Genomic DNA, 25875 nt, shown 5'->3' on the forward strand with positions numbered 1-25875 from the left:
AGAGTTAGGCATCTTTCGCCTGCTCTCTTCTGTTACGTCAGAATGAACTTGGAGTGAAAACAGTGAAAATAATTGTCCAAAAATTTGGCGGTACATCTGTCAAAGATGATCAAGGGAGAAAAAGGGCACTTGCACATATCCTATCTGCAAAAGAGAAAGGCTATAAATCGGTCGTTGTCGTGTCTGCGATGGGACGAAAAGGCGATCCTTATGCGACAGATACGCTGCTTGGTCTGCTTTACGGCAATGCGCAGCATATGACAAACCGAGAAAAAGATTTACTCGTGTCTTGCGGAGAAAATATTTCAGCTGTTGTTTTTTCAAGTATGCTGAATGAAAACGGGCTAAAGGCTGTAGCGATGACTGGATCACAGGCAGGCTTTGTGACAGATAAAGAACATACAAATGCGAAAATTATTGACATGAAGTGTGAACGTCTTGAGGCGGCACTTTCAGAGCATGATGTGGTTGTCGTTGCTGGATTCCAAGGCGCTGCAAAAAATGGAGACGTGACAACAATCGGACGAGGCGGCAGTGATACGTCAGCTGCTGCGTTAGGCGCTGCATTGCAGGCAGATTTCATCGATATTTTTACAGATGTAGAAGGGGTCATGACAGCAGATCCCCGTATCGTAGAAAATGCCAAACCACTGAGAGTCGTGACATACACAGAAATTTGTAACCTCGCATACCAAGGGGCAAAAGTCATTCACCCTAGAGCTGTTGAAATTGCCATGCAAGCAAAAGTACCAATGAGGGTCCGTTCAACATACTCTGATGATGAGGGCACACTCGTGACATCACACTACTCAGATAAAATGAGTCATGATGTGTACGACCGCCTGATTACGGGTATTGCACATGTCAATGATGTCACACAAATCAAAGTCCCAGCTAAAGAGGGACAGTACAGCGTACAAACAGAAGTCTTTAAAGCAATGGCAAATGCCCAAATCAGTGTCGATTTCTTCAACATTACACCGAGCGAAATCGTCTATACGGTGACAGGTGCAATGACTGAAAAAGCAACGGCGATCCTAAAAGATCTGGGCTATACGCCGATTGTCACGACAAACTGTGCAAAGGTATCAGCTGTTGGAGCAGGCATTATGGGTGTACCAGGTGTCACATCTAAAATTGTATCTGCACTATCTGAGCAAAATATTCCGATCTTACAGTCCGCTGACAGTCATACGACGATTTGGGTGTTAGTGAACGAAGAAAACATGAGAGCGGCTGTTAATGCCCTTCATGAAGTGTTTGAACTTTCAAGATAAATGTGATTGAATCATGATGAGGTGAAAAAAATGAATTTCGGAAATATCGCAACAGCTATGATTACACCTTTTGATAAAAAGGGCAACATTGATTTCCAAAAGCTATCAATTCTCATTGATTACTTGTTAAAAAACGGCAGTGACTCTTTAGTCGTTGCAGGGACAACAGGCGAATCGCCAACTTTATCGACTGAAGAAAAAGTCGCTCTTTTTCAGCAATCGGTGAAATTAGCAAATGGTCGTTGTAAAATCATTGCAGGAACAGGCAGTAATAACACAAATGCGTCTATTAAACTAACGAAAAAAGCAGAAGAAGCGGGCGTTGATGCAGTGATGCTTGTCGTACCTTACTACAACAAGCCATCACAGGAAGGCATGTATGCACACTTTAAAGCAATTGCCGAGTCTACATCTCTTCCTGTCATGCTTTACAATGTACCAGGAAGAACGGTTGCTTCATTAGCACCAGAAACAACGATTAAGCTTGCGCAAATACCGAACATTGTCGCAATCAAAGAAGCAAGCGGTGATCTAGATGCCATGACAAAAATCATTGCAGAGACACCAGAAGATTTTGACGTTTATTCTGGTGACGACAGCTTAACGCTTCCTGCGGTTGCGGTTGGTGCAAAAGGAGTCGTCTCAGTGGCTTCTCATATCGTAGGCCTTGATATGCAGCAAATGCTAAAAAGCTACGCCTCAGGACAAACAGCGAATGCGGCATTGATTCATCAAAAGCTGGTGCCGATCATGAACCAGCTGTTCTCAGCGCCAAATCCAACGCCTGTCAAAACAGCTCTTCAGCTGAAAGGATTAGATGTCGGATCTGTTCGACTCCCGCTTTTACCTTTATCAGAAGAAGAGAGACTGAATTTAAGTAGCGTATTAAACAGCTGATCAAAACAAAAAAATTCGTAAGCGGTCATTCTCAGATGTCCCTGAGTATGACCGTTTTTTATACATAAACACTTTCTTAAAATGTGACTTCATCTTGTTTTCTAAAATTAGATTCAGTTATAATAGCATTAAGCGATGATGGACGGGCTTGAGACTAGGAGGATAAGAATTTTGAAAAAGAAAAATACAGAGAACGTAAGAATTATTGCACTGGGAGGCGTTGGAGAAATCGGGAAAAACTTATATGTCATTGAGATTGATTCCGACATATATGTTGTAGATGCAGGACTCATGCATCCAGAAAACGAAATGCTAGGCATTGACGTGGTCATTCCTGATATCTCTTATTTAACAGAACGAGCTGATCGGGTGAAAGCAATTTTTCTTACCCACGGACATGATGAAGCAATCGGAGGCGTATTCCATTGCTTAAGCAAATTGTCTGTACCAGTTTACGGTACGAAGCTGACCCTTGCGTTACTTCGAGAAAAGTTAAAGCAATACGGCTTCAATCAAAAAGCTGATTTGCGAGAGGTTCATGCAAAGTCAGTCATTACATTTGAAACAACAAAGGTATCGTTCTTTAGAACGAATCACAGTATTCCTGATTCAGTCGGAATCAGCTTCAAAACATCTCTTGGTTCAATCGTATGCACAGGTGATTTTAAATTTGATCAAACCCCAGCGCTTAACCAAGCCTGTGACATCGGAGAGATTGCGAAAATTGGAAACAATGGCGTTTTAGCACTTCTTTCAGACAGTGCAAATGCTGAAAAACCAGGCTATACACCTTCTGAGGCGCTCGTCCAAGACGAAATCTCAAATGCGATGTACAATGCTGAAAATCGTGTGATTGTCGCTGTATCTTCATCAAATATTAATCGTGTACAGCAAATCATTAATGCCACAAACCAAAATGGCCGTAAGCTTGCAGTAGCAGGGAAAAATATGATGACAACGCTTCAGCTTGCGATCAAACTTGGTTATGTGACAGCAGACGAAGAATTATTTGTTCCAGTCCAAGAAGTGAAAAAAATGGCGAAAAACAGTGTGGTCATTCTCACAGCAGGAAGCCACGGTGAGCCTCTCGCTGCTTTAACAAAAATGGCGAAACAAAATCACAAACAGCTTCATATTGAAAAAGATGACACGGTTGTGATTGCGTCTACACCTCTTCCAGGACAAGAACTCACCTATTCAAAAACGGTGGATTTCCTTACAAGAAGCGGAGCACAAGTGATTTTTGCTCAAAAACGTGTGCATGTATCTGGACATGGCTGTCAAGAAGAGTTAAAGCTCATGCTGAACTTACTGAAGCCAAAGTATTTAATTCCAGTAAACGGCGAATATCGCATGCAAAAAGCACATTCTCGTATTGCTGAAGAAGTGGGCATGAAACGAAGCGACATTTTCTTAATTGATAAAGGGGATGTTGTGGAATTTAGAGGTCAAAACGTCAAAATCGGTGAAAAAGTACATCAAGGGAACATTTTGATCGACGGTCTTGGTGTTGGTGATATTGGGAATATTGTCTTACGTGATAGACGACTATTGTCTCAAGATGGCATCTTAATTGTGGTCATTACGCTCGATAAACAAAAGAAACAATTAATTTCTGGACCTGAGATCATCACAAGAGGATTTGTTTATGTAAGAGAATCCGAGGAGCTGATTGTGAAAGCAACAGAAATGGTCAAAGGGATTGTGAAAGAGCAAACGGAAAACTCAATTGTTGAATGGTCAACACTGAAACAATCCATGCGCGATGTACTAAATCAATTCCTATATGAAAAAACAAAACGTAAGCCAATGATCATTCCAATTATTATGGAAGTGTGATGAGAAAAGTCCAAAGAGCACAAGCTCTTTGGGCTTTTTTGATGTGACATGATGAATGCGGATGGAATGTGACGATCTTGTTCATAATAGGAGGAGAGTTTTTAGGAAAGGATGGAGACAAATGGACGAACAGAATGAACAGCAGCCTGAGCGAAAACCAGAAGAAAAAGATAGCATTATGAGCAAAATACAACAGCTTGGTGAAACAGCCGTCCCGCAGTTGTCACAAGATACAAACATACATTGCCTGACTATTATTGGACAAATTGAAGGGCACATGCAGCTGCCGCCACAAAATAAAACAACCAAATACGAACATGTCATTCCACAAATCGTAGCAGTTGAACAAAACCCAAAAATTGAAGGGCTTCTGATCATTTTAAATACAGTGGGCGGCGATGTAGAAGCAGGACTAGCCATTGCAGAAATGCTCGCTTCTTTATCCAAACCGACTGTATCCATTGTGCTTGGCGGCGGCCACTCTATTGGGGTCCCAATCGCCGTATCGTGTGATTATTCATACATTGCCGAAACAGCAACGATGACCATTCACCCTGTACGCTTAACCGGTCTAGTCATCGGTGTTCCGCAAACCTTTGAATACTTAGATAAAATGCAGGAAAGAGTCATAAATTTTGTCACGAGTCACTCAAACATTACAGAAGAGAAATTTAAAGAGCTTATGTTCTCTAAAGGCAATCTAACAAGAGACATCGGGACAAATGTCGTTGGCCATGAGGCGGCTGAATACGGACTGATGCATGAAGTCGGCGGCGTTGGACAAGCGATTAAAAAGCTGAACGAGCTTATTGGAGAACGGGCTGCACAAAACGAGGGGCTGATCCAATGATTTTATATACACCTATGCCTTATGAAGCCATTTACGCTGAGGAACAAGGAGAACGCAAACTCCAGCAGGTAAACATTCAGGGCGTGCCAGTGATGGTTGAAATGAAAGAAGATGAAGCGGAAATCGTTCAAGTAATGAGTACGAATCCAATGGACTTTTTGAATCAGGAGCTTGCACCAGGTAAGCGATTGAAGTTACATTTAGGCACCAATCAAACCGACTCATATGAATGATTCTATGCTATAATAAAGGGAAAACTTACAACAAGATGCAGCCAAAACCAGGCTGCTTTCTTTCTGATCTTTTCGTAGGTTATATTTTCTTTTGTAGTAAGGTGATGAGTATGGCGAAAAAGAGAAAACGTAAAACAAGAAAAAAACAAAATAAACAGCTAAAACTGAAATATGAACTAAATGGGTTAGTCTGTATTGCCATAGCGATCATTGCCATTTTACAGCTAGGTGTAGTTGGACAAACCTTTGTACATCTATTCCGATTCTTTGCAGGTGAATGGTTTATTCTCTGCCTTATCGGATTATTTCTTTTTGGTGTAACGATTTTTTGGAAAAAACAAATTCCTGATTTACTGACAAGAAGAAAAGCAGGTTTATACTGCATCATTGCGAGTATCTTGCTTTTGTCCCATGTGAAGCTTTTTCAGCATCTTTCAGCTGCAGGCGTGATAGGCTCTCAAAGTGTGATCAGAAATACGTTTGAGCTATTTTTAATGGATATGAAAGGTGAGACAGGCTCGCCCGATTTAGGAGGTGGTATGATCGGTGCCGTATTATTTGCGGCCTCCTATTTCTTGTTTGCACAAGCAGGGTCGCAAATCATGGCCATTGTGCTAATGCTGATTGGCATTGTTCTGATCACTAACCGGTCACTGCAAGAAATGGTCAAAAAAGTGACGCTACCTGTATCACAATTTTTGGTGAAGCAGTGGAAAGCATTTATTGAAGATATGAAAGGCATAAGGCAGGCGAAAAAGAATGCACCTGCGCAGAAAACAAGTGAAAAGAAAAAACGTTCACGCATACAAGAAGAGGCCGAAGAAGATCATGATCAAATCTTGATCGAGGAAGAAGAGCAGGCTTCTGACAATCGTCAGCCGATTATCTCAAGTTTTGCTGATCGAGATGACATGCTCACACCGCCGGTTCAAAAAGATCAGCCGGTCAATGAGCCAGATCCTCTTCAAGAAACTGTACAAGGCACTCCGTCTCATGATACAGGGGATGAACCGAAAGAAGCTCCGCCTATGACGTTTACGGAGCTTGAAAATAAGGATTATGAGCTGCCATCGCTTGATATTTTAGCTGAGCCGCAGCATTCAGGTCAGCAAACAGATAAGAAGAATATTTATGAAAATGCAAGAAAGCTTGAAAAGACCTTCCAAAGCTTCGGTGTAAAAGCAAAAGTGACACAAGTTCATTTAGGGCCGGCCGTCACAAAATATGAAGTATACCCTGATGTCGGCGTGAAGGTAAGTAAGATCGTCAACTTGAGTGATGATTTAGCCCTTGCATTAGCAGCAAAAGACATTCGAATTGAGGCGCCGATTCCTGGTAAATCCGCCATCGGAATTGAAGTGCCCAACGCAGAAATTGCGATGGTTTCTTTAAAAGAGGTTTTAGAATCGAAACAAAATGACCGCCCAAATGCCAAGCTACTCATCGGACTGGGCCGAAATATTTCTGGTGAAGCTGTGCTGGCTGAAATGAACAAAATGCCGCATTTACTTGTGGCTGGCTCAACAGGAAGCGGAAAAAGCGTATGTATCAATGGCATTATCACAAGTATTCTCATGAGAGCAAAACCTCATGAAGTGAAGATGATGATGATTGACCCGAAAATGGTTGAATTAAATGTTTATAACGGCATCCCGCATCTGTTGGCTCCAGTTGTAACCGATCCTAAAAAAGCCTCACAGGCACTTAAAAAAGTGGTTAGTGAAATGGAGCGCCGTTATGAATTGTTTTCTCATACGGGCACAAGAAATATTGAAGGGTACAATGATTACATTAAACGAATGAATCAATCAGAAGAGGCGAAGCAGCCAGAACTACCTTATATTGTCGTCATTGTAGACGAGCTTGCTGATTTAATGATGGTTGCTTCCTCTGATGTGGAAGATTCCATTACAAGGCTTTCTCAAATGGCACGTGCTGCAGGGATTCATTTAATTATCGCCACACAGAGACCTTCGGTTGATGTCATTACTGGTGTCATTAAAGCCAATATTCCATCCCGTATTGCATTTAGCGTATCGTCACAAACCGATTCAAGGACCATTCTTGATATGGGAGGCGCAGAAAAATTGCTGGGCAGAGGGGATATGCTGTTTTTACCTGTCGGTGCGAACAAACCAGTTCGTGTACAAGGCGCCTTTTTATCAGATGAAGAAGTGGAACATGTCGTTGATCATGTCATCACACAGCAAAAAGCACAATATCAAGAAGAAATGATCCCAAGTGAAGAAACGCAAGATCAGCTTGGGGCTGTGGACGACGACTTATATGATGAAGCAGTTGAACTGATCATTGGTATGCAGACGGCCTCTGTTTCTATGCTGCAAAGGAGGTTCCGCATTGGTTATACTCGTGCTGCACGTCTTATTGACGCAATGGAAGAGCGCGGGGTTGTCGGACCATATGAAGGAAGTAAACCGAGAGAAGTCCTCCTTTCAAAAGAACAACATGACGAGCTCTCTTCATAATTCGAAGAGAGCTTTCCTAACACAAAGTTAACGATATATTGATTATGTTAACTGGATGTCAGACTATTTATTTATTTGCAAAAACGTGATATAGTTATGTTCATCTTATCTCGGAATAGAGATTTCTCATCTTATCATTTGCATTGATTAGACGGAGGGAAAACATGTCGACCAAAACAGACAATCGCCATTTATATTTGAAAGTGATTGACCGTATTAAAGAAGATATTCAAACAGGCGTATATGCCGAAAAGGAAAAGCTGCCTTCTGAATTTGAGCTCTCAAAGCTTTTAGGCGTGAGCAGAGCGACACTTCGTGAAGCCCTTCGTATATTAGAAGAAGAGAAATATTTAATAAGAAGGCATGGTGTGGGGACTTTCGTCAACTCAAGACCGCTTTTTTCTACTGGCATTGAACAGCTGACAAGTGTCACAAAAATGATTGAACAGGTCAATATGACGCCAGGTACCATCTTTTTGTCCTCACAAGAAGGGGAGCCGACGGAGAATGATGTCATTCGTTTTCAGTGTGATGAATCCGAGAAGGTTTTTTCAATGGAACGCGTTCGAACAGCAGATGGACAGCCAGTCGTCTATTGTTTAGATAAAATTCCGGTCAAACATCTTCCCGCTTCTTTTACTCACGAGGAAGAGTCGCTTTTTGAGCTGTTTGGGAGAGAACCGCATAGCGGAATCAAATATGCAGTGGCAGACATCGAACCGATTGGTTATCACGATCAGGTTTCACCGATATTAGAATGTGACCCAGAAACAGCGTTACTATTACTGAAACAAATGCACTATGATCAAGATGATCAGCCGGTCTTATACTCGCTCAATTATTTTCGAGCGGATAAATTCAGCTTTCATGTCATACGTAAACGATTTTAAAAAGCAGTCGCTTCCATAGGCGGTTGCTTTTTGTTTGTCTATACATAAAACCCGTGAAACATGCCACACTAATACGTAACAGTATATAGAATTGGGTGAATGATGTTGGGCGAGAAAACAGTCAGTAAAAAGAATATTATTGCATTATCATCAGTGCCTCTAATCATGACGCTTGGGAACTCGATGCTAATACCCGTATTACCAGAGATAGAAAAGAAACTCTCAATCACTTCCTTTCAAGTGTCACTCATTATTACGGTATACTCCGTTGTGGCGATTTTGTGTATTCCGATTGCCGGTTATTTATCTGACCGAATTGGGCGGAAAAAGGTGCTTTTGCCTTGTCTTTTAATCGCAGGGCTTGGAGGAGCTGTTGCAGCTGTTGCCTCAACCATCATGAAAGAACCGTACATGTGGATTCTATTTGGCAGGGTCCTTCAAGGAGTTGGCTCAGCCGGGGCAGCACCTGTCGTTATGCCGTTTATTGGCGATTTGTTTCACGATGATGAAGAGGTAAGTGCGGGACTTGGAGCAATTGAAACTTCTAATACAGCTGGAAAGGTACTCAGTCCTATTATTGGGGCACTTCTCGCTTCTTGGTTTTGGTTTGTGCCGTTTTGGTTCATTCCATTCTTTTCAATCATCAGTTTTGTGATGGTTCTGTTTATGGTTGAATCCGCAAAGAAAGAGGAAGATCCGCCTACATTTAAAGAGTTTTTAAAATCAACAAAGACGATTTTTAAACATGAGGGACGCTGGCTTTATGCCATTTTTGCTATTGGTGGTTTTATTATGTTTCTTCTTTTTGGCGTGCTCTTTTATTTATCAGATAACCTAGAGGCAGCGTATCAAATAACGGGTGTCAAAAAAGGCTTGCTGCTAAGTATCCCGCTCCTTTTCTTATCAATCAGCTCGTATATTGCGGGGAAAACAATCGGGAAAGAAAAGGGGAAAATGAGGATATTTCTCATCGTTGGTATGGCTCTTTTATCACTTTCGTATATATTTTTATGGTGGAATCACAGTTTTTACGTGTTGTTTGTCTGCTTAAGTATTGGCGGCGTAGGGATTGGCATTGTGCTTCCAGCACTTGATGCGTTGATAACAGAAGGGATTGAAAAAGAGCAGTGTGGAACCATTACGTCATTTTATAGCAGTATGCGTTTTATCGGTGTTGCTTTAGGACCTCCAATTTACGCATTTCTTATGGATAAAGGAGACTCCATCGTTTTTATTCTATCGACCATATGTAGTCTCATTTCATTATTTTTGGTCCTCTTTTTCATCCAGCCAGATGAAAAGGATGAAAGTGAACAATTGAAAACGGTTTAAACATAGAAAAAAGACGGTATTTTGCCATCTTTTTTCTTTTTTATAAATTGACATGTAAAATTTTGATAGTTAAACTAATGTATAGTAATATCTTTTAAATTATCCCAAATAGGAGGTGTTCAAAAACATTCATTTTCTGTCTTTGTTTTAAGGCAGAAATTGAGCTCGTGGCTGATGATGGATATGCGTTTCTTCAACACGAAAGGACAATTGAATAGGTCATCCTGCCATTAGCACGTTGAAGGAGACGAAGTCAGCACTTCAGACACGCTCAAAAACAGCAAATTGATTGATGAACTAGAAGGAGCTTGAAGCAGCTATGTTGCAAATAATTAAAGCAAGATGGATTGTATTAATGGTGTGGATGATAACAGCTGTGATTCTGTTTATTACTGCGCCCGATTTAGAGGAATTAACAAGAGAAAAAGGGCAGTTAAAGGTTCCAGAGGGGACACCAACAGCTGAGGCACTTCACTTATTGGATAAGCTTTCAGATCATAATGGGAAAAAAGATACTGGTGTGATTGTATTCTCCGAACAACATTTGTTCCCTGCCAAAGAGCAGGAATTAAAAAAGGCTTTAGCTGCACTCATGACACATGCCCCAGAACTCCACATTGACGGAATTACTTCGTATTTTCATGTAGATCGTGACATTCAAAAACAACTTTTATCAAAGGATAAAAGTACACTTCTTGTTCCATTCAAATTCGACCACTACGAAACAAAAGCTGTGAAGGTTAAAGAACGAATTGAGGAAGTTTTAAAGCCCTACAACGTCTCATATGAAATGACAGGTCAAAAATTTGTGGACTCAGATGTCATTAAAAGCTCTCAACAAGGTCTGAAGAAAACTGAACTTATCACGATGATTTTTATTTTCTTTATTTTAATAATTGTATTCAGATCGATACTGGCACCTGTTGTTCCGCTTATTACGATTGGCATTTCTTATGCTGTCAGCCGGTGTATTGTGGCTTTTCTCGTAGAATATACACCATTTCCTATTTCTAATTTCACTCAGATTTTTATGGTAGCTATTATGTTCGGTATAGGAACGGATTATTGTATATTACTTTTAAGCCGTTTTAAAGAGGAGATTGGTCAGGGGCGTGATGTCAAAGAATCGATTATCATCACGTATCAATGTGCAGGGAAAACAGTCTTTTTCAGCGGCTTAGCTGTGTTAGTCGGCTTCTCAAGTATTGGTTTTGCAAAATTCCAATTGTACCAATCAGCCGTCAGCGTTGCCGTAGGCGTTGGCATCCTGCTCATTGCACTTGTCACAATCGTTCCCTTTTTTATGTCGGTTTTCGGAAAATCCCTTTTTTGGCCGTCTAAAAGAGAAAACATTCGTCATCCACAAAGTAAGATTTGGGAATGGGCTGGGCGCTTTTCATTTAAAAGACCGCTCATCAGCTTAGGTGTAGTTGCACTCATCACTGTTCCTCCGATTCTGATGTATGACGGCACTCTTTCTTATAATAGTTTAAATGAGATTGGGACAAAGTATGAGTCAGTGTCTGCATTTAATACGATATCTGAGCAATTTGGCTTTGGTGAAGCGCTGCCGCTGAATGTGCTTGTCGAAAGTGACAATGAGCTCGATAATCAAGAAAAGATTGTCATGATTGAAAAACTGACCCGTAAGTTAAATGACATTGAGGAAGTGAAAGCGGTTCGCAGTGTCACTCGCCCAGTTGGAGACGGGTTAAGTCAGCTCTACGTTACCTCTCAAGCGAAAGAGCTGGGAGGAGAGCTTGGGAAAGGTCACGAGGGCATCGGGAAAATTACAGATGGCTTGACCGAAACAAACTTAGCACTTCTCAAACAAAAACCAAAAATTGAAGAATCCGCTAAAGGGATTGATCAATTGATTGATGGGACAAAAGCCATCAAAGGCGGTATCGGAGAAGTGAGGAAATCACTCATTTCTTTAGAGGATGGTGTGAGGCGTAGTAAAGAGGGCGTAGGAACCATTCGCACTGAAATCAAACAAGCGAAAAAAGAATTAGAGCAAGAATACCGCAGAAGTGAAACCATGATTCAAGATCTTGAACGAGTCGTAAGCACACTGGAAGGTCACGCAACATCAAATGAGCAGCTGATGACAACGATTAAAAAAGTGAAACAATCCTATGAAAACGTATCATTTGAAGGGCTTGAAAACCGGCTTCCAGAAATCAAAGACATGAATGAATATAAAGAAATCAAAAAAGTATTCAAAGACACAAAAGGAATGCTCGATCAAGCTGGAGAGCAAATGAGCGTCTATGAAGAGGAAGCATCTGCCTTTAAACAAAAGATCAAGAAAGCAGATCAAGTCATTCAAACGTTCTCAAGCAAGCAAAAAGAAATCAAACAACAAGTAAAGGCGCTGATGACAGGTCTAGATCAAATTTATGATGGTCTTGATGAAACGAATAAAGGACAAAAACAGCTCATCAAAGAAATGCCTAAAATTGAAGATGGCGCAGATCAGCTGACAGATGGCCAAAAAGCCGTGAAAAAAGGGTTTAACCAGCTATCATCTAAACTATCACTATTAACAGATGGATTAGATGAAAGTATTTCCGGACTTGAGCAAGTAAAAAGCGGCTTTACCGAGGCAGACAGCTACTTAAAACAGCTTCAGGAAGCACCAGATGAAGAAGTAACGGGCTGGTTTATACCAGAAGAAGTATTGAAACGCCATGAGTTTAAGAAAATATTTAATACGTATATGTCCCCAGATCGTAAATTAACAACCTTTGAAGTGATTTTAAATGTAAATCCATACAGCAATGAAGCAATGAAAGGTGTAGCAAAAATCGAAGAAACCCTTGATCAATATTTACCTGTAAGTGGTTTGAAAAATGCCAATTACGGTGTATCTGGTATCTCCAGTTTAAATGTTGACTTAAAAGAAACGTCAGACGGTGACTTTATCAGAACGGTTATTTTCATGTTAATTGGTATCTTTATTATTTTAGTTTTATTACTAAGGTCAATCGTCATGCCGATATACTTAACACTTTCACTCATATTAACGTATTTTACATCCATTGGCTTAACAGAATGGATTTTCAAAACATTCTTTGGCTACGATGGTGTCAGCTGGGCTGTTCCATTTTTCAGCTTTGTTATCCTTGTGACCCTTGGCATTGATTATTCGATCTTCCTGATGGATCGCTTTAATGAATGGAAGGGAGAGCATGTTCAAGCATCCATGATATCAGCGATGAGAAATATGGGGTCCGTCATTATTTCAGCAGTTGCTATTTTAGCGGGTACTTTTGCTGCGATGCTGCCATCGGGTGTATTATCATTAGTTGAAATTGCAACGGTCGTACTCATTGGACTTTTATTATATGCTTTTGTTGTTCTACCACTCTTTATCCCGGTCATGGTTCGCATCTTTGGAAAATGGAATTGGTGGCCGTTTAGAATGAAATAACAACATGCGTCTCTGCTTTTAGCAGAGGCGTTTTTATTTCCTATCCTTTCCTCTGATTGATATAATGACTATTAAATGGCTGTTTCACGTATATATCAGCTATGTTCTAATACATAATAAATAGGATGAACAAAGGAGGTTTCTCATGACGTACTTACAAGAGAAGACATTTGATACACCTGGTCTTCATACTCATATTGTCAAAACAGAAAAATTTAAAACCGTGACGATCCTTTTTAAAATGCTTGCGCCTTTATCCAAAGATGACGTCACCATGCGTTCCCTTTTCCCGCATGTGCTTTTAAGAGGAACAGAAAAAATGCCGAAAACGGGAGAGCTTCGTGCTTATTTCGACGAGCTCTATGGGGCGACCGTTTCCGCAGACATGGCGAAAAAAGGTGAAAATCACATCATTACCTTCCGTCTAGAAATGGCGAATGAAAAATATTTAAAGGATCAAACCCCTTTACTAGAAAAAGGGATTGCCTTACTTTCTGAACTATTATTCCACCCGTACGTGGAAAACGGAGTATTTCATGAATTGTACGTTGAGCAAGAAAAACGAACATTGAAACAGCGCATTCAAGCCGTTTATGATGACAAAATGCGCTATTCAAACTTAAGACTTGTACAGGAAATGTGTAAAGGTGAGCCATATGCACTGCACGTCAATGGTGAAATGGAAGACGTCGAAGCGATTACGGCAGAAGCGCTCTTTAAAGCATACGAACATGCACTTAAGTCCAACCAGCTGGATCTCTATGTTGTGGGAGACGTTGATGAACAAGACATCAATCGAATGGTCTCGCAATACTTTAAAACAAGTGAAAGAGAGCCAGTCAAACAAAATACCGAATCATCAAGATCACAAATAGAGCTAAAAGAAGTCATTGATGAAGAGGACGTAAAACAAGGAAAGCTGAACATTGGCTTTCGCACACATACAACGATAGCAGATGAAGATTATCCGGCGCTGCATTTGTTTAATGGCATATTCGGCGGCTTCTCTCATTCAAAGCTATTTATCAATGTGCGGGAAAAAGCAAGTCTTGCGTACTATGCAGTCTCTAGACTTGAGAGCTTTAAAGGTTTGATGATGGTCATGTCAGGAATTGAAGTCGGCAACTATCAGCAGGCAGTAGACATCATCAAAGAACAATTTGATGCCATGCAAAAAGGCGATTTTTCTGATGAAGCAATTGAACAGACAAAGGCTGTCGTCAAAAATCAGCTGCTCGAAACCATTGATACGTCTTATGGAACAGCGGAATACTTATATCAGCATGCCGTCGTGCCAACAGGGGAGAGCCTCGATTCCTTTTTAGAAGCGTTAGACAGAGTGACAAAAGAGGACATCATCAAAGTGGGTCAAAAAATCGAATGGGATACGACCTATTTTCTTAAAGGAACGGAGGGTGCTTCATGACAGTGAAAACAATTCAATTCGACCAGCTGCAAGAAACGGTCTATCACGAAAAAATGGATAGCGGACTTGACGTCTATGTGCTCCCGAAGCAAGGGTTTAACAAAACATATGCAACCTTCACAACAAAATACGGTTCTGTCGACAATGAATTTGTGCCGCTTGGCAAAGAAGACATGATCCGAGTGCCTGATGGAATTGCCCATTTCTTAGAGCACAAGCTGTTTGAAAAAGAAGATGGAGATGTGTTTCATACATTTAGTAAACAAGGAGCAGCCGCAAATGCTTTTACGACATTTACGAGAACAGCTTACTTATTCTCGAGCACCTCAAATGTCGAACAAAACCTTGAGACACTCATTGATTTTGTGCAAGAACCTTATTTTACTGAAAAAACTGTCGAAAAAGAAAAGGGCATCATTGGTCAAGAGATTAACATGTATGATGACAATCCCGACTGGCGTTTATTCTTCGGTTTGATTGAAAATCTATATCAAGAGCATCCTGTGAGAATTGATATAGCTGGAACAGTAGAAAGCATCGCTCCGATTACAAAAGATCATTTGTATGAATGCTATGAAACGTTCTATCACCCAAGCAATATGCTTCTATTTGTTGTCGGTCCCGTTGATCCGAAGCAAATATTAGATCAAGTTCGAGCGAATCAGGCGAAAAAGCCATTTACAGACCAGCCAGAGATCAAACGAAAAGACATCAATGAGCCTGAAGGTGTGTACCGAAAAGAATACGAACTTCCAATGAACGTACAAGGTTCAAAATGTATGTTTGGATTAAAAACAAAGAATCCTCATAAAAAAGGCAATGAACTGTTAAAACATGAGCTCGGAATGAATCTCATTTTAGAGACGCTGTTTGGTAAAAGCTCCTTACAATATGAACAGATGTATGAAAAAGGCTTAATTGATGAGACCTTCAGCTACGATTATACGGAAGAAGGCGGTTTTGGCTTCACTTCAGTTGGTGGAGATACAAATGACCCTGATCAACTCGCAGATGAATTAAAAGAAACGCTTCTTCAAGCAAAAAGCCTGATCACAGAAGAAAAGATTGAACTTGCTCGCAAGAAAAAAATTGGCAGCTTTTTAAAAGCAATGAACTCCCCGGAGTACATCGCCAATCAATTCACTCGATACGCATTCTTAGAAATGAGCTTATTTGATGTCGTGCCAGTACTGGAGCAAATCCAATTAACAGATATTCAGCAAATCTTAGACGAAGAAATTGATGAAGAACGAATGTCAGTTTTTAAAGTCGTACCGAAAACAAAATAAAACGAAAAAAGACAAACTCAACATATAAGAGTTTGTCTTTTTTGTGTCCAATGGAAGAAAGCGCTTTATATGCGAAGATATTGATTGACAATTGTTTCGGTAATTAGTTAAACTCTTTAATAGTTAAACAATCAAACTAAAGGAGCAGCATATGGTACAAAATAAAATTGCCCAGCTCATCCAGAGATATGCGGACGTCTATCTCATGATGGAAAAAAAAGTATCGAGTATGATCACGGAAAAGCTCGATAAAGAACTGACACTTGATCAATATTACTCGCTTCGATACATCAATTTACACCCAGGATGTACATCAACAGACCTTGCCATCGAATGTAATGTCAATAAAAGTGCTGTGACATCCATGACCAATCGTCTTTTTAATAAAGATTATATTTATCGAGAGCATGATCAAGCTGATCGAAGAAACGTTCATCTTTATGTGACACCCGAAGGAAAAGAAGTGGTCAGCCGAATGGAAAAGCAGCTTCAGGATCTTGTTCGGTCATATTTAGAAAAATTTGATGAAAAAGAAATAGAATCATTTATTCAAACATATGAAAAGATTTATCAAATTATCATCGAAGAGGAGGCACAACATAGTAATGAGAGCAATCATAAAGGGTAGATGGCTGATTACGATCCTTTGGGTCGTACTAGCGGCTGTATTATTAATCACCGCTCCTAATATGGCGCAATTAACAAAAGAAAAAGGGCAGATTTCTGTTCCAGATGGTTATCCTTCTTCCTACGCCGATCAATTATTAAAGAACATGTCTGAAAATGGGGATACGGAAAAATCGATCGTCATTGTCTTTCAAGGAAAGGATATCGTCAAAGAAAGAGAAGCCTCTTTAAAGAAAGCGATGGAGATTTTAGAAAAGGATCAAGATCTCCATGTTGAAGACATCACTTCTTATTTTGATGCAAACAAAGATATTAAAAAACAGATGCTCTCTAAAGATCAAACAACACTTCTTGTTCCAGTTACATACGACTCGAACAAAATCAAAGCATCCGATTTTAAAGAAAGAGTCAATGAAAAGCTTAAGAGTCTGAACCTGAAATTTGAAATGACAGGGCAGCCGCTAATTGACGATGATGTCATCACAAGCTCACAAGAAGGTCTGAAAAAAACGGAATTCATTACAATAGGGTTTATTTTAATTGTTCTTGTGCTTGTCTTTAGATCCGCAGTGGCACCGTTCGTTCCTTTAGTGGCCGTGGCGCTTTCCTATTTGGTCAGCCAATCAATTGTGGCTTACCTAGTAAAGTATGTTGATTTTCCGCTCTCGACCTTTACCCAAATTTTTATGGTCGCCATCATGTTTGGGATTGGAACCGACTACTGCATCCTGTTGCTAAGCCGGTTTAAAGAAGAACTATCTCACGGAAAAGATAAGATTGAGGCGATTATTACAACATATAAGACGGCAGGTAAAACCGTTTTATTCAGCGGAATTGCTGTCCTCATTGGTTTTACGTGTATCGGTTTAGCCCAATTCCAACTGTATAAATCAGCTGTCGCCGTGGCGGTTGGTGTCGCCGTGTTAATTGTGGCACTGCTCACTGTCGTTCCATTCTTTATGGCGGTTTTAGGAAAAGTGTTATTTTGGCCGATCAAAGGCGATATTGCCCACCCGCAATCGAAAATGTGGGAAACAGCCGGTCGTTTTTCATTTAAGAAACCACTTCTCAGCTTGCTAATCGTTGCAATTATTACCCTTCCAGCGATTCTTATGTATAAAGGAACACTTTCATATAACAACCTAGACGAAATCGGCAATAAATACGAATCCGTCAATGCATTTAATACGATCTCTGACAAATTTGGACCAGGTGAAGCCCTTCCAGCAACCGTTGTCGTGAAATCATCCGATCTTTTAGACAATAACGAAGGTCTGATTGCTGTTGAAAAACTAAGCCGCGCCATTGAACAAACAGATGGCGTGAGTAAAGTAAGAAGTGCGACACGCCCTGTTGGAAAAGGACTGAATGATCTGTACGTGAAATCTCAAGCCAAAGAGCTAAATAACGGGCTTGATAAAAGTAACGAAGGGTTGAAAAAGATCCAAGATGCTCTTACAACCATGAGTAAATCCATCGAGGATCAAACACCACAAATTAAATCATCTGGAAAAGGCATTAACAAATTGATTTCTGGAACCGAATCCGTAAAATCAGGTATTCAAAACGTCGAAAAAAAGATGAGAGATCTGCAAAACGGAATTGATCAAAACAAAAAAGGTGTTTCTGAAATTAAAGAAAGAATAAAGGGTGCAAAAAAGGAATTAACAGATCAAGTCGCACAAGTGAATCAGCAAGTGGCACTGTATAAAAGCATTTCCAAAGAATTAAAAGCAGCATTGGCACAAGTTGATACTTCATCCTCTGCCGCAGCGGATGTGAAAGCTTTGATCAGTCAAGCGAATAAACAGTTCAGTACACTTGAAGAGCAAATTCCGCAAGTGAAAGAAAATCAATCATATCAAGCCATCAAGGCTTCATATAAGGAACTTTCTACTACCTTGCAAGAAGGAGCCAAACAGGCTGACAGCTATGCAAAACAAGCAAAAGAAGCAAAAAAACAGCTTGAAGCAGCAGATGCTTTTATCGCAAAAGCTTCAGAGCAGCAAAAAGTGTTTACAAATCAAATTGATGAGCTGATTGCTGGCTTAGAATCCATTGAAAACGGGCTAGATCAAACGTCTAAAGGCCAAGGACAGTTAGCTGATAGTATGCCTAAACTTGCAAATGGAGCCGGCGACATCATTAATGGTCAAAAACAAATGAAAGAAAAAATTGGCGGCTTTGGTGACGATCTGACCAAGCTGACAGATGGTCTAAACAAAAGTGTCGACGGCCTTGAGAAAATTTCAAACGGCTTAATGGGTGCAGGAGACTACTTAGATGAACTGAAAAACGCACCAGATCAAGACATGGCCGGTTGGTTTATTCCAAAAGATGTCCTAAAAAATAAAGCTTTCAAGCAAGTGTTCGATTCCTATATGTCGGATGACCGCAAAATGACAAAGATTGACGTCATTTTAGAAGACAATCCATATGGAAACGACGCCATGAAAACAATTAAACAAGTAGAAGCTTCCGTCAAACGTGCACTTCCTGAAACAAACTTAAAAGATGTTTCATTTGGCGTATCTGGTGTTTCAAGTATGAACGCTGATTTAAAACAGCTGTCAGACCAAGACTTCAATAAGACGGTTTTTTACATGATGATCGGTATTTTCTTAATACTAGTGATTCTCTTCCGTTCTCTCGTGATGCCGCTTTACTTAGTTGGATCGCTGATTTTAACGTACTTTACCGCCATTGGTGTAACAGAATTTATTTTCACCCATTTCTTCGGATATCCGGGCATCAACTGGGCTGTTCCATTCTTTGGCTTTGTCATCTTAATGGCGCTTGGAGTCGATTATTCGATTTTCTTAATGGAACGTTTCAATGAATACAAAACAAAAGACATTCAGTTTGCCATGACTGAATCAATGAAAAATATGGGATCTGTTATTATGTCTGCTGCCGTCATTTTGGCAGGAACATTTGCAGCGATGCTGCCATCAGGTGTATTGTCACTCCTACAGATTGCAACACTTGTTCTCACAGGGCTTTTATTGTATGCACTCGTTGTGCTACCATTGTTCGTACCTGTGATGGTCAAATTGTTCGGATCAGCGAATTGGTTCCCATTTAAACGAAAAGAATAAGGATTCCATAAAGAAAGTAGGAACAAAGTATGAGTCGTTGGGCACTGATTACTGGTGCCAGTGGCGGAATTGGGCAGGCGACAGCCAAAAAGCTTGCCCAAGAAGGCTGCCATCTGATGCTCCATTATCATCAAAATGAACAAGCGGCTAGTCGTCTTTCCGCTGATCTCAAAGAAACATATCAAGTAGAAACGTACGTCGTTCAGGCTGATTTAGCGAAAACAGGCGGAGCAGCAGAGCTTGTCAGCCGCCTGCCGCTTGATCCAGATATTCTTGTTTTAAATAGCGGAAAGAGTCATGTTGGTTTAGTGACAGATACTGAAAAAGAAATTTTAGCCAGCATGGTGCAGCTTCATGTGACAAGTCCATATGAGCTTACCCAATCTATTTTGCCTGCCATGATCCAAAAAAAGTCAGGTCATATTATTGCAGTTAGCTCGATATGGGGGGAAACGGGTGCCTCGTGTGAAGTACTGTATAGTATGGTCAAGGGTGCTCAAAATGCCTTCATTAAAGGGCTTGCCAAAGAGCTTGCCCCAAGTGGAATTAGAGCAAATGCAGTCTCACCAGGTGCTGTTCAAACTGATATGATGAAAAGCTTCACACAAGAAGACCTTGCGATGATGGAAGAGGAGATTCCGCTCGGCCGTCTTGCCGCACCTGAAGAGATAGCCGATGTCATTTGGTTTCTCGCCTCAAAGCAGTCAAGTTATATGACAGGTCAAATTTTATCCGTTAATGGCGGCTGGTACTGTTAAAAACGTGTATAATTCGTCACTCCATGACAAAAGCTATGGCTGTAATTCATCTTTTCGAATGGAGGAATCGACATGTCAGTACTTGAGAACTGGGACCATTGGAAAAACTTTTTAGGAGACCGTTTAAATCATGCGCAGGATAAAGGCTTAAAAGATGATACTATCAATAACCTTGCGTATGAAATTGGCGGATACCTGGCTAATGAAGTTGAAGCAAAGAATGAGCAAGAAAGAGTACTTGCTGACCTTTGGAGCGTCGCATCAGAAGATGAGCAGCGCGCAATTGCCAATATGATGGTCAAACTGGTTGAAAATAATAGCTCGCACTAAACAAAAAGAGGGGTCGTTTGTGCCTCTCTTTTTATTTTAACTGTTTCACAACATTGTGCTTTCTAAAAATGTGAAAATGCTTTATGATAAAGGAAGGTAAAAATTTGCCACAATGAAGGGGGTAATATCATTTGGCAAAGCTCGAATGGTATTTTGAATATGAGATACAGGTGAACCGTCCCGGACTTTTAGGAGACATTTCTTCTTTAATGGGGATGCTTTCAATTAATATTGTGACAATTAATGGTGTTGATGTATCAAGACGCGGCATGCTTCTTCGCTGTGACCACACAGAACAAATTAAGCGGCTTGAATCAATTTTAAATACAATGGAAACGATAAAAGTAACGAAACTAAGACAGCCAAAACTTCGTGACCGTTTAGCTGTTCGTCATGGAAGATACATTCAGCGTGATGCGGATGACAAAAAGACGTTCCGTTTTGAAAGGGACGAGCTTGGTCTACTTGTCGATTTTATGGCTGAATTATTTAAAAAAGAAGGACATAAATTGATTGGAATTCGCGGAATGCCGCGGGTTGGAAAAACAGAATCAATTGTTGCTTCAAGTGTATGTGCAAGTAAGAGATGGCTGTTTGTATCGTCTACTCTTTTGAAACAGACCATTCGCAGTCAGCTGATTGCAGATGAATACAGCCCAGATAACGTCTTTATTATTGATGGGATTGTGTCGACAAGAAGAGGTTCTGAGAAGCACTTGCAGCTTTTAAGAGAAATTATGAGACTGCCTGCTACAAAGGTTGTAGAGCATCCAGATATCTTTATTCAAAATTCAGAATATACAATGGATGATTTCGACTACATCATTGAATTGCGTAATAGTGCAGACGAAGAAATTACATACGAGCACGCTGAAGAACCACAAGTGTTTGATCATTCTGGTTTTTCTGGCTTCGATTTTTAATATGGTAATGGTAGGTGTTTGTTTTGACTGAATTGGGAAAACGGCTCGTTGAGGCCAGAGAGGAAAAAGGGATGTCGCTGGAGGATCTGATGGCGGCAACCAAAATCCAAAAGCGCTATTTGCTAGCAATAGAACAAGGAAATTATGATATCATTCCAGGTAAATTTTACGTCAGAGCGTTTATTAAACAATATGCCGAAGCCGTTGGACTGAATCCTGAACAATTGTTCGAAGAGTTTCGTAAAGATGTACCAAGCACGTATAACGATGAAGTGTCTGATAAATTATCAAATATTAAACCGCAAAGAGAGCTGCCAAAGCCTGCCTCAAAGGTACTGGAGCTGCTTCCGACGATTTTAATCATTGGAGGGATCCTTGTGGTGATCGCTATCATTTATGTGATCGTTCAAGCGGTTAATCATGATAGCGGACAAAAAAATAATCAGGCGGCTCCTCAGCAATCAGAATCAAAATACGAAGTGTCTGAGGATTCATCGCTTGCAAAGGATCAAAAGAAAAAGGATAAAGCTTCGTCAGATGATCAAGAAACATCATCTGAAAAAGACGATTCCTCAAAGGATTCATCTAAAGACGATAAAGATGTTTCTTTGAAGGCGACGAATACAGAGGGTTCTACGACAACGTATGAAGTATCAGGTGCAGAAGAGATGGAGCTAACCATTTCTGCCTCACAAGCTTCATGGCTTCGTGTGAGAGACGAATCTGGAAAAGTGCTGAAGATGGGTGAATTGAAAGATGGCGAATCGTTTAAAACAGACTTAACTGATCTTTCCCAAGTCGATATCCGCTTAGGAAATGCATCGGGAATCGATATTAAAGTCAATGACGAAACGCTGAAGTACGAATTAGACCCTAAAAACACCATGACACAAAACATTGTGATTGTGAATAAAGGAAAGGAAAAGTCATCTTAAGCAAGTAGATGACTTTTCTTTTGTTCCTACTATTATATATACATAAAAAAATGGCTTATTGGAGGATTGGAATTCATGTTTAACTTACCGAATAAAATTACTCTTTCTAGGATCGCCTTGATTCCTGTGTTTATGTTGATTATGCTTGCTCCATTAGATTGGGGTGTTGCGCGCTTTGGTGACGTCAGCATCGAAGTCACTCACCTTGTTGGAGCGATCTTGTTTATTGTCGCTTCGACAACCGACTGGATTGATGGTTACTATGCACGTAAGCTCAATTTAGTCACAAACTTTGGTAAATTTTTAGATCCGCTTGCAGATAAATTGCTTGTTTCAGCGGCTTTAATTATACTTGTTCAATACAATCTCACACCGGCATGGATGGCAATTGTGATCATTAGCCGTGAATTTGCTGTAACGGGCCTAAGGCTTGTCTTAGCTGGAGGCGGTGAAGTGGTCGCAGCCAATATGCTTGGAAAAGTGAAGACGTGGGCGCAAATCATTGCGATTTCGGCACTTCTTTTGCATAACCTGCCGTTTGAACTTGTATCATTCCCTTTTGGTGATCTTGCCATGTGGGTAGCGGTGTTCTTCACTGTTGTCTCAGGATGGGATTACTTTGCGAAAAACTGGGAAGCCTTAAAGAATTCTAACTAAAAAGGACGTGTACGCTTTGAAGTCAGAGAGAAAAGCAGAAATTATTGCAGTCGGTTCCGAACTTTTGCTAGGGCAAATTACGAATACGAATGCACAATTCATCAGCAAACAACTAGCTGAAATTGGTGTGAATGTTTATTACCACACAGCAGTTGGTGACAATCCAGAGCGTTTAAAAAGGGCCATTCAAGTGGCACAGGAAAGATCGAATTTTATTATCTTCTCAGGTGGTCTTGGACCAACGAAAGACGATTTAACAAAAGAAACCATTGCGAGTACGCTCGGTAAAGAGCTTGTGCTAAATGAAGAAGCATTTGAGTCTATTCAAGAATACTTCCGTAAAACCGGACGTGATATGTCGCCGAACAACCGTAAACAGGCGCTCGTTCTAGAGGAATCTGATGTGCTCGTAAACCGTTTCGGAATGGCACCTGGTATGTTTATACAAGAGGGAGATACGTTTTACATTCTGCTCCCTGGACCGCCAAGTGAATTGCACCCGATGTTTGAAAACGAAGCGAAGCCGCTTATTTCTGAAAAACTCGGCCTAAAGGAAAAAATCGTGTCTGTTGTCTTGCGTTTCTTTGGCATCGGTGAATCTCAGCTGGAAACAGATCTTGAAGATTTAATTGATGCACAGACCAATCCAACGATTGCACCGCTTGCAGCTGACGGGGAAGTGACGCTAAGGTTGACAGCCAAGCATGAGGATGAAAAAGAAACAGAGCGTCTGTTAAAAGAAACAGAAGCACAAATTTTAGAACGGGTCGGCGAGTACTTCTACGGATATGGTGATACATCTCTGGCCTTTGAAGCTTCAAAGGCCTTGCATGAACACGGGAAAACTGTAGCAGCGGCTGAAAGCCTGACTGGTGGTATGTTTTCAGAGTGGCTGACAGATCTCGAAGGGGCATCATCCATCTTAAACGGCAGTGTGGTTTGTTACACAAATCAAGTCAAGCAACAAGTGCTGGGCTGCCGTGAAGAAACATTGTCTTCTCATGGCGCTGTCAGCAAAGAGTGTGCGTTAGAGCTCGCAGAAGGCGTTAGAAAACTGACGGGAAGCGATATCGGTATTAGCTTTACAGGTGTGGCAGGTCCTGAACCACACGAAGGACAGCCGGTTGGAAAAGTATTTATCGGGCTATCGACAAAAGACCAGACAGACGTGTTTGAATGGATGTTTACTGGCAGTCGATCAGGCATTCGCAAGCGTGCTGTGAAATATGGTTTGCACCACCTTCTCAAATTATTAAAAGATAGTTAATTTTGTTTTTTATGAGGTTTACTCCTTTATAAAAGAGCGTTTTTTCTAATAGAAACAGCTCTTTTCTTAAATAATCTGCCAAGAAAAAATCGAATATGTGTTCGTTTTTTTCTTGGCAAATGACGTAAAACAAGGTATAGTATAGATAGTGGAATTGATAAAGGAGGAAACAATAGAATGAGTGATCGTCAAGCAGCCTTAGATATGGCTCTTAAACAAATAGAAAAACAGTTTGGTAAAGGCTCTATTATGAAACTAGGAGAGCAAACAGATACACGTATTTCAACAGTACCTAGTGGTTCGTTAGCACTTGATACTGCGCTTGGAATAGGTGGATACCCTCGCGGCCGTATTATTGAAGTATATGGTCCAGAGAGTTCTGGTAAAACGACAGTAGCACTTCATGCGATTGCTGAGGTTCAGCAGCAGGGAGGACAAGCTGCATTTATCGATGCGGAGCATGCGCTAGATCCAGTTTACGCTCAAAAATTAGGTGTCAATATTGATGAGTTATTGCTTTCTCAGCCGGATACAGGAGAACAAGCACTTGAAATTGCAGAAGCACTTGTTCGTAGTGGTGCAGTTGATATTGTTGTCATTGACTCAGTAGCTGCTCTTGTACCAAAAGCAGAGATCGAAGGAGACATGGGAGATTCACACGTTGGTCTTCAAGCACGTTTGATGTCTCAAGCACTTCGTAAACTATCTGGTGCTATCAACAAATCAAAAACAATTGCGATCTTTATTAACCAAATTCGTGAAAAAGTAGGGGTTATGTTTGGTAATCCTGAAACAACGCCTGGTGGACGTGCACTTAAGTTCTATTCATCTGTTCGTTTAGAAGTACGCCGTGCTGAACAGTTGAAACAAGGGAACGACATCATGGGGAACAAAACGAGAATTAAAGTTGTGAAAAACAAAGTGGCACCGCCATTCCGTATTGCCGAAGTAGACATTATGTACGGTGAAGGTATCTCGAAAGAGGGAGAAATCATCGACCTTGGAAGCGAACTAGATATCGTACAAAAGAGCGGGGCTTGGTATTCTTATCAAGAGGAACGTCTTGGACAAGGACGTGAAAATGCGAAGCAATTCCTAAAAGAGAATAAAGACATTCTTCTTATGATTCAGGAGCAGATCAGGGAGCACTATGGTTTGGATACAAACGGAGTGAAATCAACTGACGAAGAAGGACAAGAAGAATTGGAATTGAATGACTAAAAAGACGCTGAAAAGCGTCTTTTTTTTACAATTACATAACAGCTAGCGGGTCAAAAGTTCTGTCTTTGCTTGAAATAACGACTTACGCCTTAGTCTGACTAGCT

The 25875-nt window shown here is 40.6% G+C and carries 20 protein-coding genes; all 20 read left to right on the plus strand.

What is annotated here, in order from left to right; translation table 11 throughout:
* Window positions 1–62: 62 nt before the first annotated feature.
* Window positions 63–1277, plus strand: coding sequence for an aspartate kinase (gene dapG, locus M2369_RS11645; protein WP_019744173.1), 1215 nt, complete (start codon window positions 63–65; stop codon window positions 1275–1277).
* A gap of 30 nt (window positions 1278–1307) precedes the next feature.
* Window positions 1308–2174, plus strand: coding sequence for a 4-hydroxy-tetrahydrodipicolinate synthase (gene dapA, locus M2369_RS11650; protein ID WP_008344717.1), 867 nt, complete (start codon window positions 1308–1310; stop codon window positions 2172–2174).
* A gap of 171 nt (window positions 2175–2345) precedes the next feature.
* Complete coding sequence (rnjB, locus tag M2369_RS11655; RefSeq protein ID WP_008344715.1) at window positions 2346–4013, plus strand: ribonuclease J2; 1668 nt, start codon at window positions 2346–2348, stop codon at window positions 4011–4013.
* A gap of 121 nt (window positions 4014–4134) precedes the next feature.
* Window positions 4135–4863 carry a ClpP family protease gene (locus tag M2369_RS11660; RefSeq protein WP_008344713.1) on the plus strand — a complete coding sequence of 243 codons (729 nt, stop codon included), beginning with the start codon at window positions 4135–4137 and terminating at the stop codon, window positions 4861–4863.
* On the plus strand, window positions 4860–5096 hold the full coding sequence (locus M2369_RS11665) for a YlzJ-like family protein (protein ID WP_008344712.1): 237 nt from the start codon (window positions 4860–4862) through the stop codon (window positions 5094–5096). Before M2369_RS11660 ends, M2369_RS11665 begins: the two co-directional genes overlap by 4 nt.
* Before the next feature lie 110 nt (window positions 5097–5206).
* The gene (locus M2369_RS11670; RefSeq protein ID WP_259254269.1) at window positions 5207–7582 is read left to right on the plus strand and encodes an FtsK/SpoIIIE family DNA translocase; all 2376 of its coding nucleotides are present in this window, start codon (window positions 5207–5209) and stop codon (window positions 7580–7582) included.
* Window positions 7583–7746: 164 nt separating this feature from the next.
* Window positions 7747–8472, plus strand: coding sequence for a GntR family transcriptional regulator (locus M2369_RS11675; RefSeq protein ID WP_008344706.1), 726 nt, complete (start codon window positions 7747–7749; stop codon window positions 8470–8472).
* A gap of 102 nt (window positions 8473–8574) precedes the next feature.
* Complete coding sequence (bcbE, locus tag M2369_RS11680; protein ID WP_172793306.1) at window positions 8575–9804, plus strand: bacillibactin exporter BcbE; 1230 nt, start codon at window positions 8575–8577, stop codon at window positions 9802–9804.
* A 319-nt stretch (window positions 9805–10123) separates the two neighbouring features.
* The gene (locus M2369_RS11685; protein WP_100325014.1) at window positions 10124–13240 is read left to right on the plus strand and encodes an MMPL family transporter; all 3117 of its coding nucleotides are present in this window, start codon (window positions 10124–10126) and stop codon (window positions 13238–13240) included.
* Window positions 13241–13385: 145 nt separating this feature from the next.
* Window positions 13386–14666 carry an EF-P 5-aminopentanol modification-associated protein YfmF gene (gene yfmF / locus M2369_RS11690; RefSeq protein WP_259254274.1) on the plus strand — a complete coding sequence of 427 codons (1281 nt, stop codon included), beginning with the start codon at window positions 13386–13388 and terminating at the stop codon, window positions 14664–14666.
* Complete coding sequence (gene yfmH / locus M2369_RS11695) at window positions 14663–15955, plus strand: EF-P 5-aminopentanol modification-associated protein YfmH (protein ID WP_058337317.1); 1293 nt, start codon at window positions 14663–14665, stop codon at window positions 15953–15955. The genes yfmF and yfmH overlap by 4 nt, the downstream gene beginning before the upstream one ends.
* A gap of 151 nt (window positions 15956–16106) precedes the next feature.
* A complete protein-coding gene (locus tag M2369_RS11700; RefSeq protein ID WP_024720380.1) occupies window positions 16107–16583 on the plus strand; it encodes a MarR family winged helix-turn-helix transcriptional regulator in 477 nt (158 codons plus the stop codon).
* Window positions 16561–19680 carry an MMPL family transporter gene (locus M2369_RS11705; RefSeq protein ID WP_259254276.1) on the plus strand — a complete coding sequence of 1040 codons (3120 nt, stop codon included), beginning with the start codon at window positions 16561–16563 and terminating at the stop codon, window positions 19678–19680. The genes M2369_RS11700 and M2369_RS11705 overlap by 23 nt, the downstream gene beginning before the upstream one ends.
* Before the next feature lie 29 nt (window positions 19681–19709).
* Window positions 19710–20438, plus strand: a complete 729-nt coding sequence (gene ymfI / locus M2369_RS11710; RefSeq protein ID WP_259254278.1) for an elongation factor P 5-aminopentanone reductase — start codon at window positions 19710–19712, stop codon at window positions 20436–20438.
* Between the two features lie 72 nt (window positions 20439–20510).
* The gene (locus M2369_RS11715; RefSeq protein WP_003211590.1) at window positions 20511–20768 is read left to right on the plus strand and encodes a DUF3243 domain-containing protein; all 258 of its coding nucleotides are present in this window, start codon (window positions 20511–20513) and stop codon (window positions 20766–20768) included.
* Between the two features lie 131 nt (window positions 20769–20899).
* Window positions 20900–21691 (plus strand): DUF3388 domain-containing protein, encoded by a 792-nt coding sequence (locus M2369_RS11720; RefSeq protein ID WP_039166619.1) that lies wholly within the window; start codon window positions 20900–20902, stop codon window positions 21689–21691.
* A 23-nt stretch (window positions 21692–21714) separates the two neighbouring features.
* Entirely contained in the window at window positions 21715–22626 is a 912-nt protein-coding gene (locus tag M2369_RS11725) for a helix-turn-helix domain-containing protein (protein ID WP_259254283.1), read from the plus strand.
* A gap of 75 nt (window positions 22627–22701) precedes the next feature.
* The gene (pgsA, locus tag M2369_RS11730) at window positions 22702–23283 is read left to right on the plus strand and encodes a CDP-diacylglycerol--glycerol-3-phosphate 3-phosphatidyltransferase (RefSeq protein WP_008344688.1); all 582 of its coding nucleotides are present in this window, start codon (window positions 22702–22704) and stop codon (window positions 23281–23283) included.
* A gap of 16 nt (window positions 23284–23299) precedes the next feature.
* Window positions 23300–24550, plus strand: coding sequence for a competence/damage-inducible protein A (locus M2369_RS11735; RefSeq protein WP_259254285.1), 1251 nt, complete (start codon window positions 23300–23302; stop codon window positions 24548–24550).
* Window positions 24551–24727: 177 nt separating this feature from the next.
* Window positions 24728–25771: a recombinase RecA gene (gene recA, locus M2369_RS11740; RefSeq protein WP_007499478.1), complete on the plus strand. Its 1044-nt coding sequence runs from the start codon at window positions 24728–24730 to the stop codon at window positions 25769–25771.
* Window positions 25772–25875: the final 104 nt, after the last annotated feature.

The organism is Bacillus sp. JUb11 (assembly GCF_024807925.1).
Classification (GTDB): domain Bacteria; phylum Bacillota; class Bacilli; order Bacillales; family Bacillaceae; genus Bacillus; species Bacillus altitudinis.

Bases quoted from the DNA above. Each gene is read 5' to 3' on its own strand.
- dapA (WP_008344717.1), top strand. From the start codon at position 1,308: ATGAATTTCGGAAATATCGCAACAGCTATGATTACACCTTTTGATAAA.
- M2369_RS11665 (WP_008344712.1), top strand. From the start codon at position 4,860: ATGATTTTATATACACCTATGCCTTATGAAGCCATTTACGCTGAGGAA.
- yfmH (WP_058337317.1), top strand. From the start codon at position 14,663: ATGACAGTGAAAACAATTCAATTCGACCAGCTGCAAGAAACGGTCTAT.
- M2369_RS11660 (WP_008344713.1), top strand. From the start codon at position 4,135: ATGGACGAACAGAATGAACAGCAGCCTGAGCGAAAACCAGAAGAAAAA.
- M2369_RS11675 (WP_008344706.1), top strand. From the start codon at position 7,747: ATGTCGACCAAAACAGACAATCGCCATTTATATTTGAAAGTGATTGAC.
- recA (WP_007499478.1), top strand. From the start codon at position 24,728: ATGAGTGATCGTCAAGCAGCCTTAGATATGGCTCTTAAACAAATAGAA.
- M2369_RS11685 (WP_100325014.1), top strand. From the start codon at position 10,124: ATGTTGCAAATAATTAAAGCAAGATGGATTGTATTAATGGTGTGGATG.
- yfmF (WP_259254274.1), top strand. From the start codon at position 13,386: ATGACGTACTTACAAGAGAAGACATTTGATACACCTGGTCTTCATACT.
- ymfI (WP_259254278.1), top strand. From the start codon at position 19,710: ATGAGTCGTTGGGCACTGATTACTGGTGCCAGTGGCGGAATTGGGCAG.
- M2369_RS11715 (WP_003211590.1), top strand. From the start codon at position 20,511: ATGTCAGTACTTGAGAACTGGGACCATTGGAAAAACTTTTTAGGAGAC.
- M2369_RS11705 (WP_259254276.1), top strand. From the start codon at position 16,561: ATGAGAGCAATCATAAAGGGTAGATGGCTGATTACGATCCTTTGGGTC.
- pgsA (WP_008344688.1), top strand. From the start codon at position 22,702: ATGTTTAACTTACCGAATAAAATTACTCTTTCTAGGATCGCCTTGATT.
- bcbE (WP_172793306.1), top strand. From the start codon at position 8,575: ATGTTGGGCGAGAAAACAGTCAGTAAAAAGAATATTATTGCATTATCA.
- M2369_RS11670 (WP_259254269.1), top strand. From the start codon at position 5,207: ATGGCGAAAAAGAGAAAACGTAAAACAAGAAAAAAACAAAATAAACAG.
- M2369_RS11700 (WP_024720380.1), top strand. From the start codon at position 16,107: ATGGTACAAAATAAAATTGCCCAGCTCATCCAGAGATATGCGGACGTC.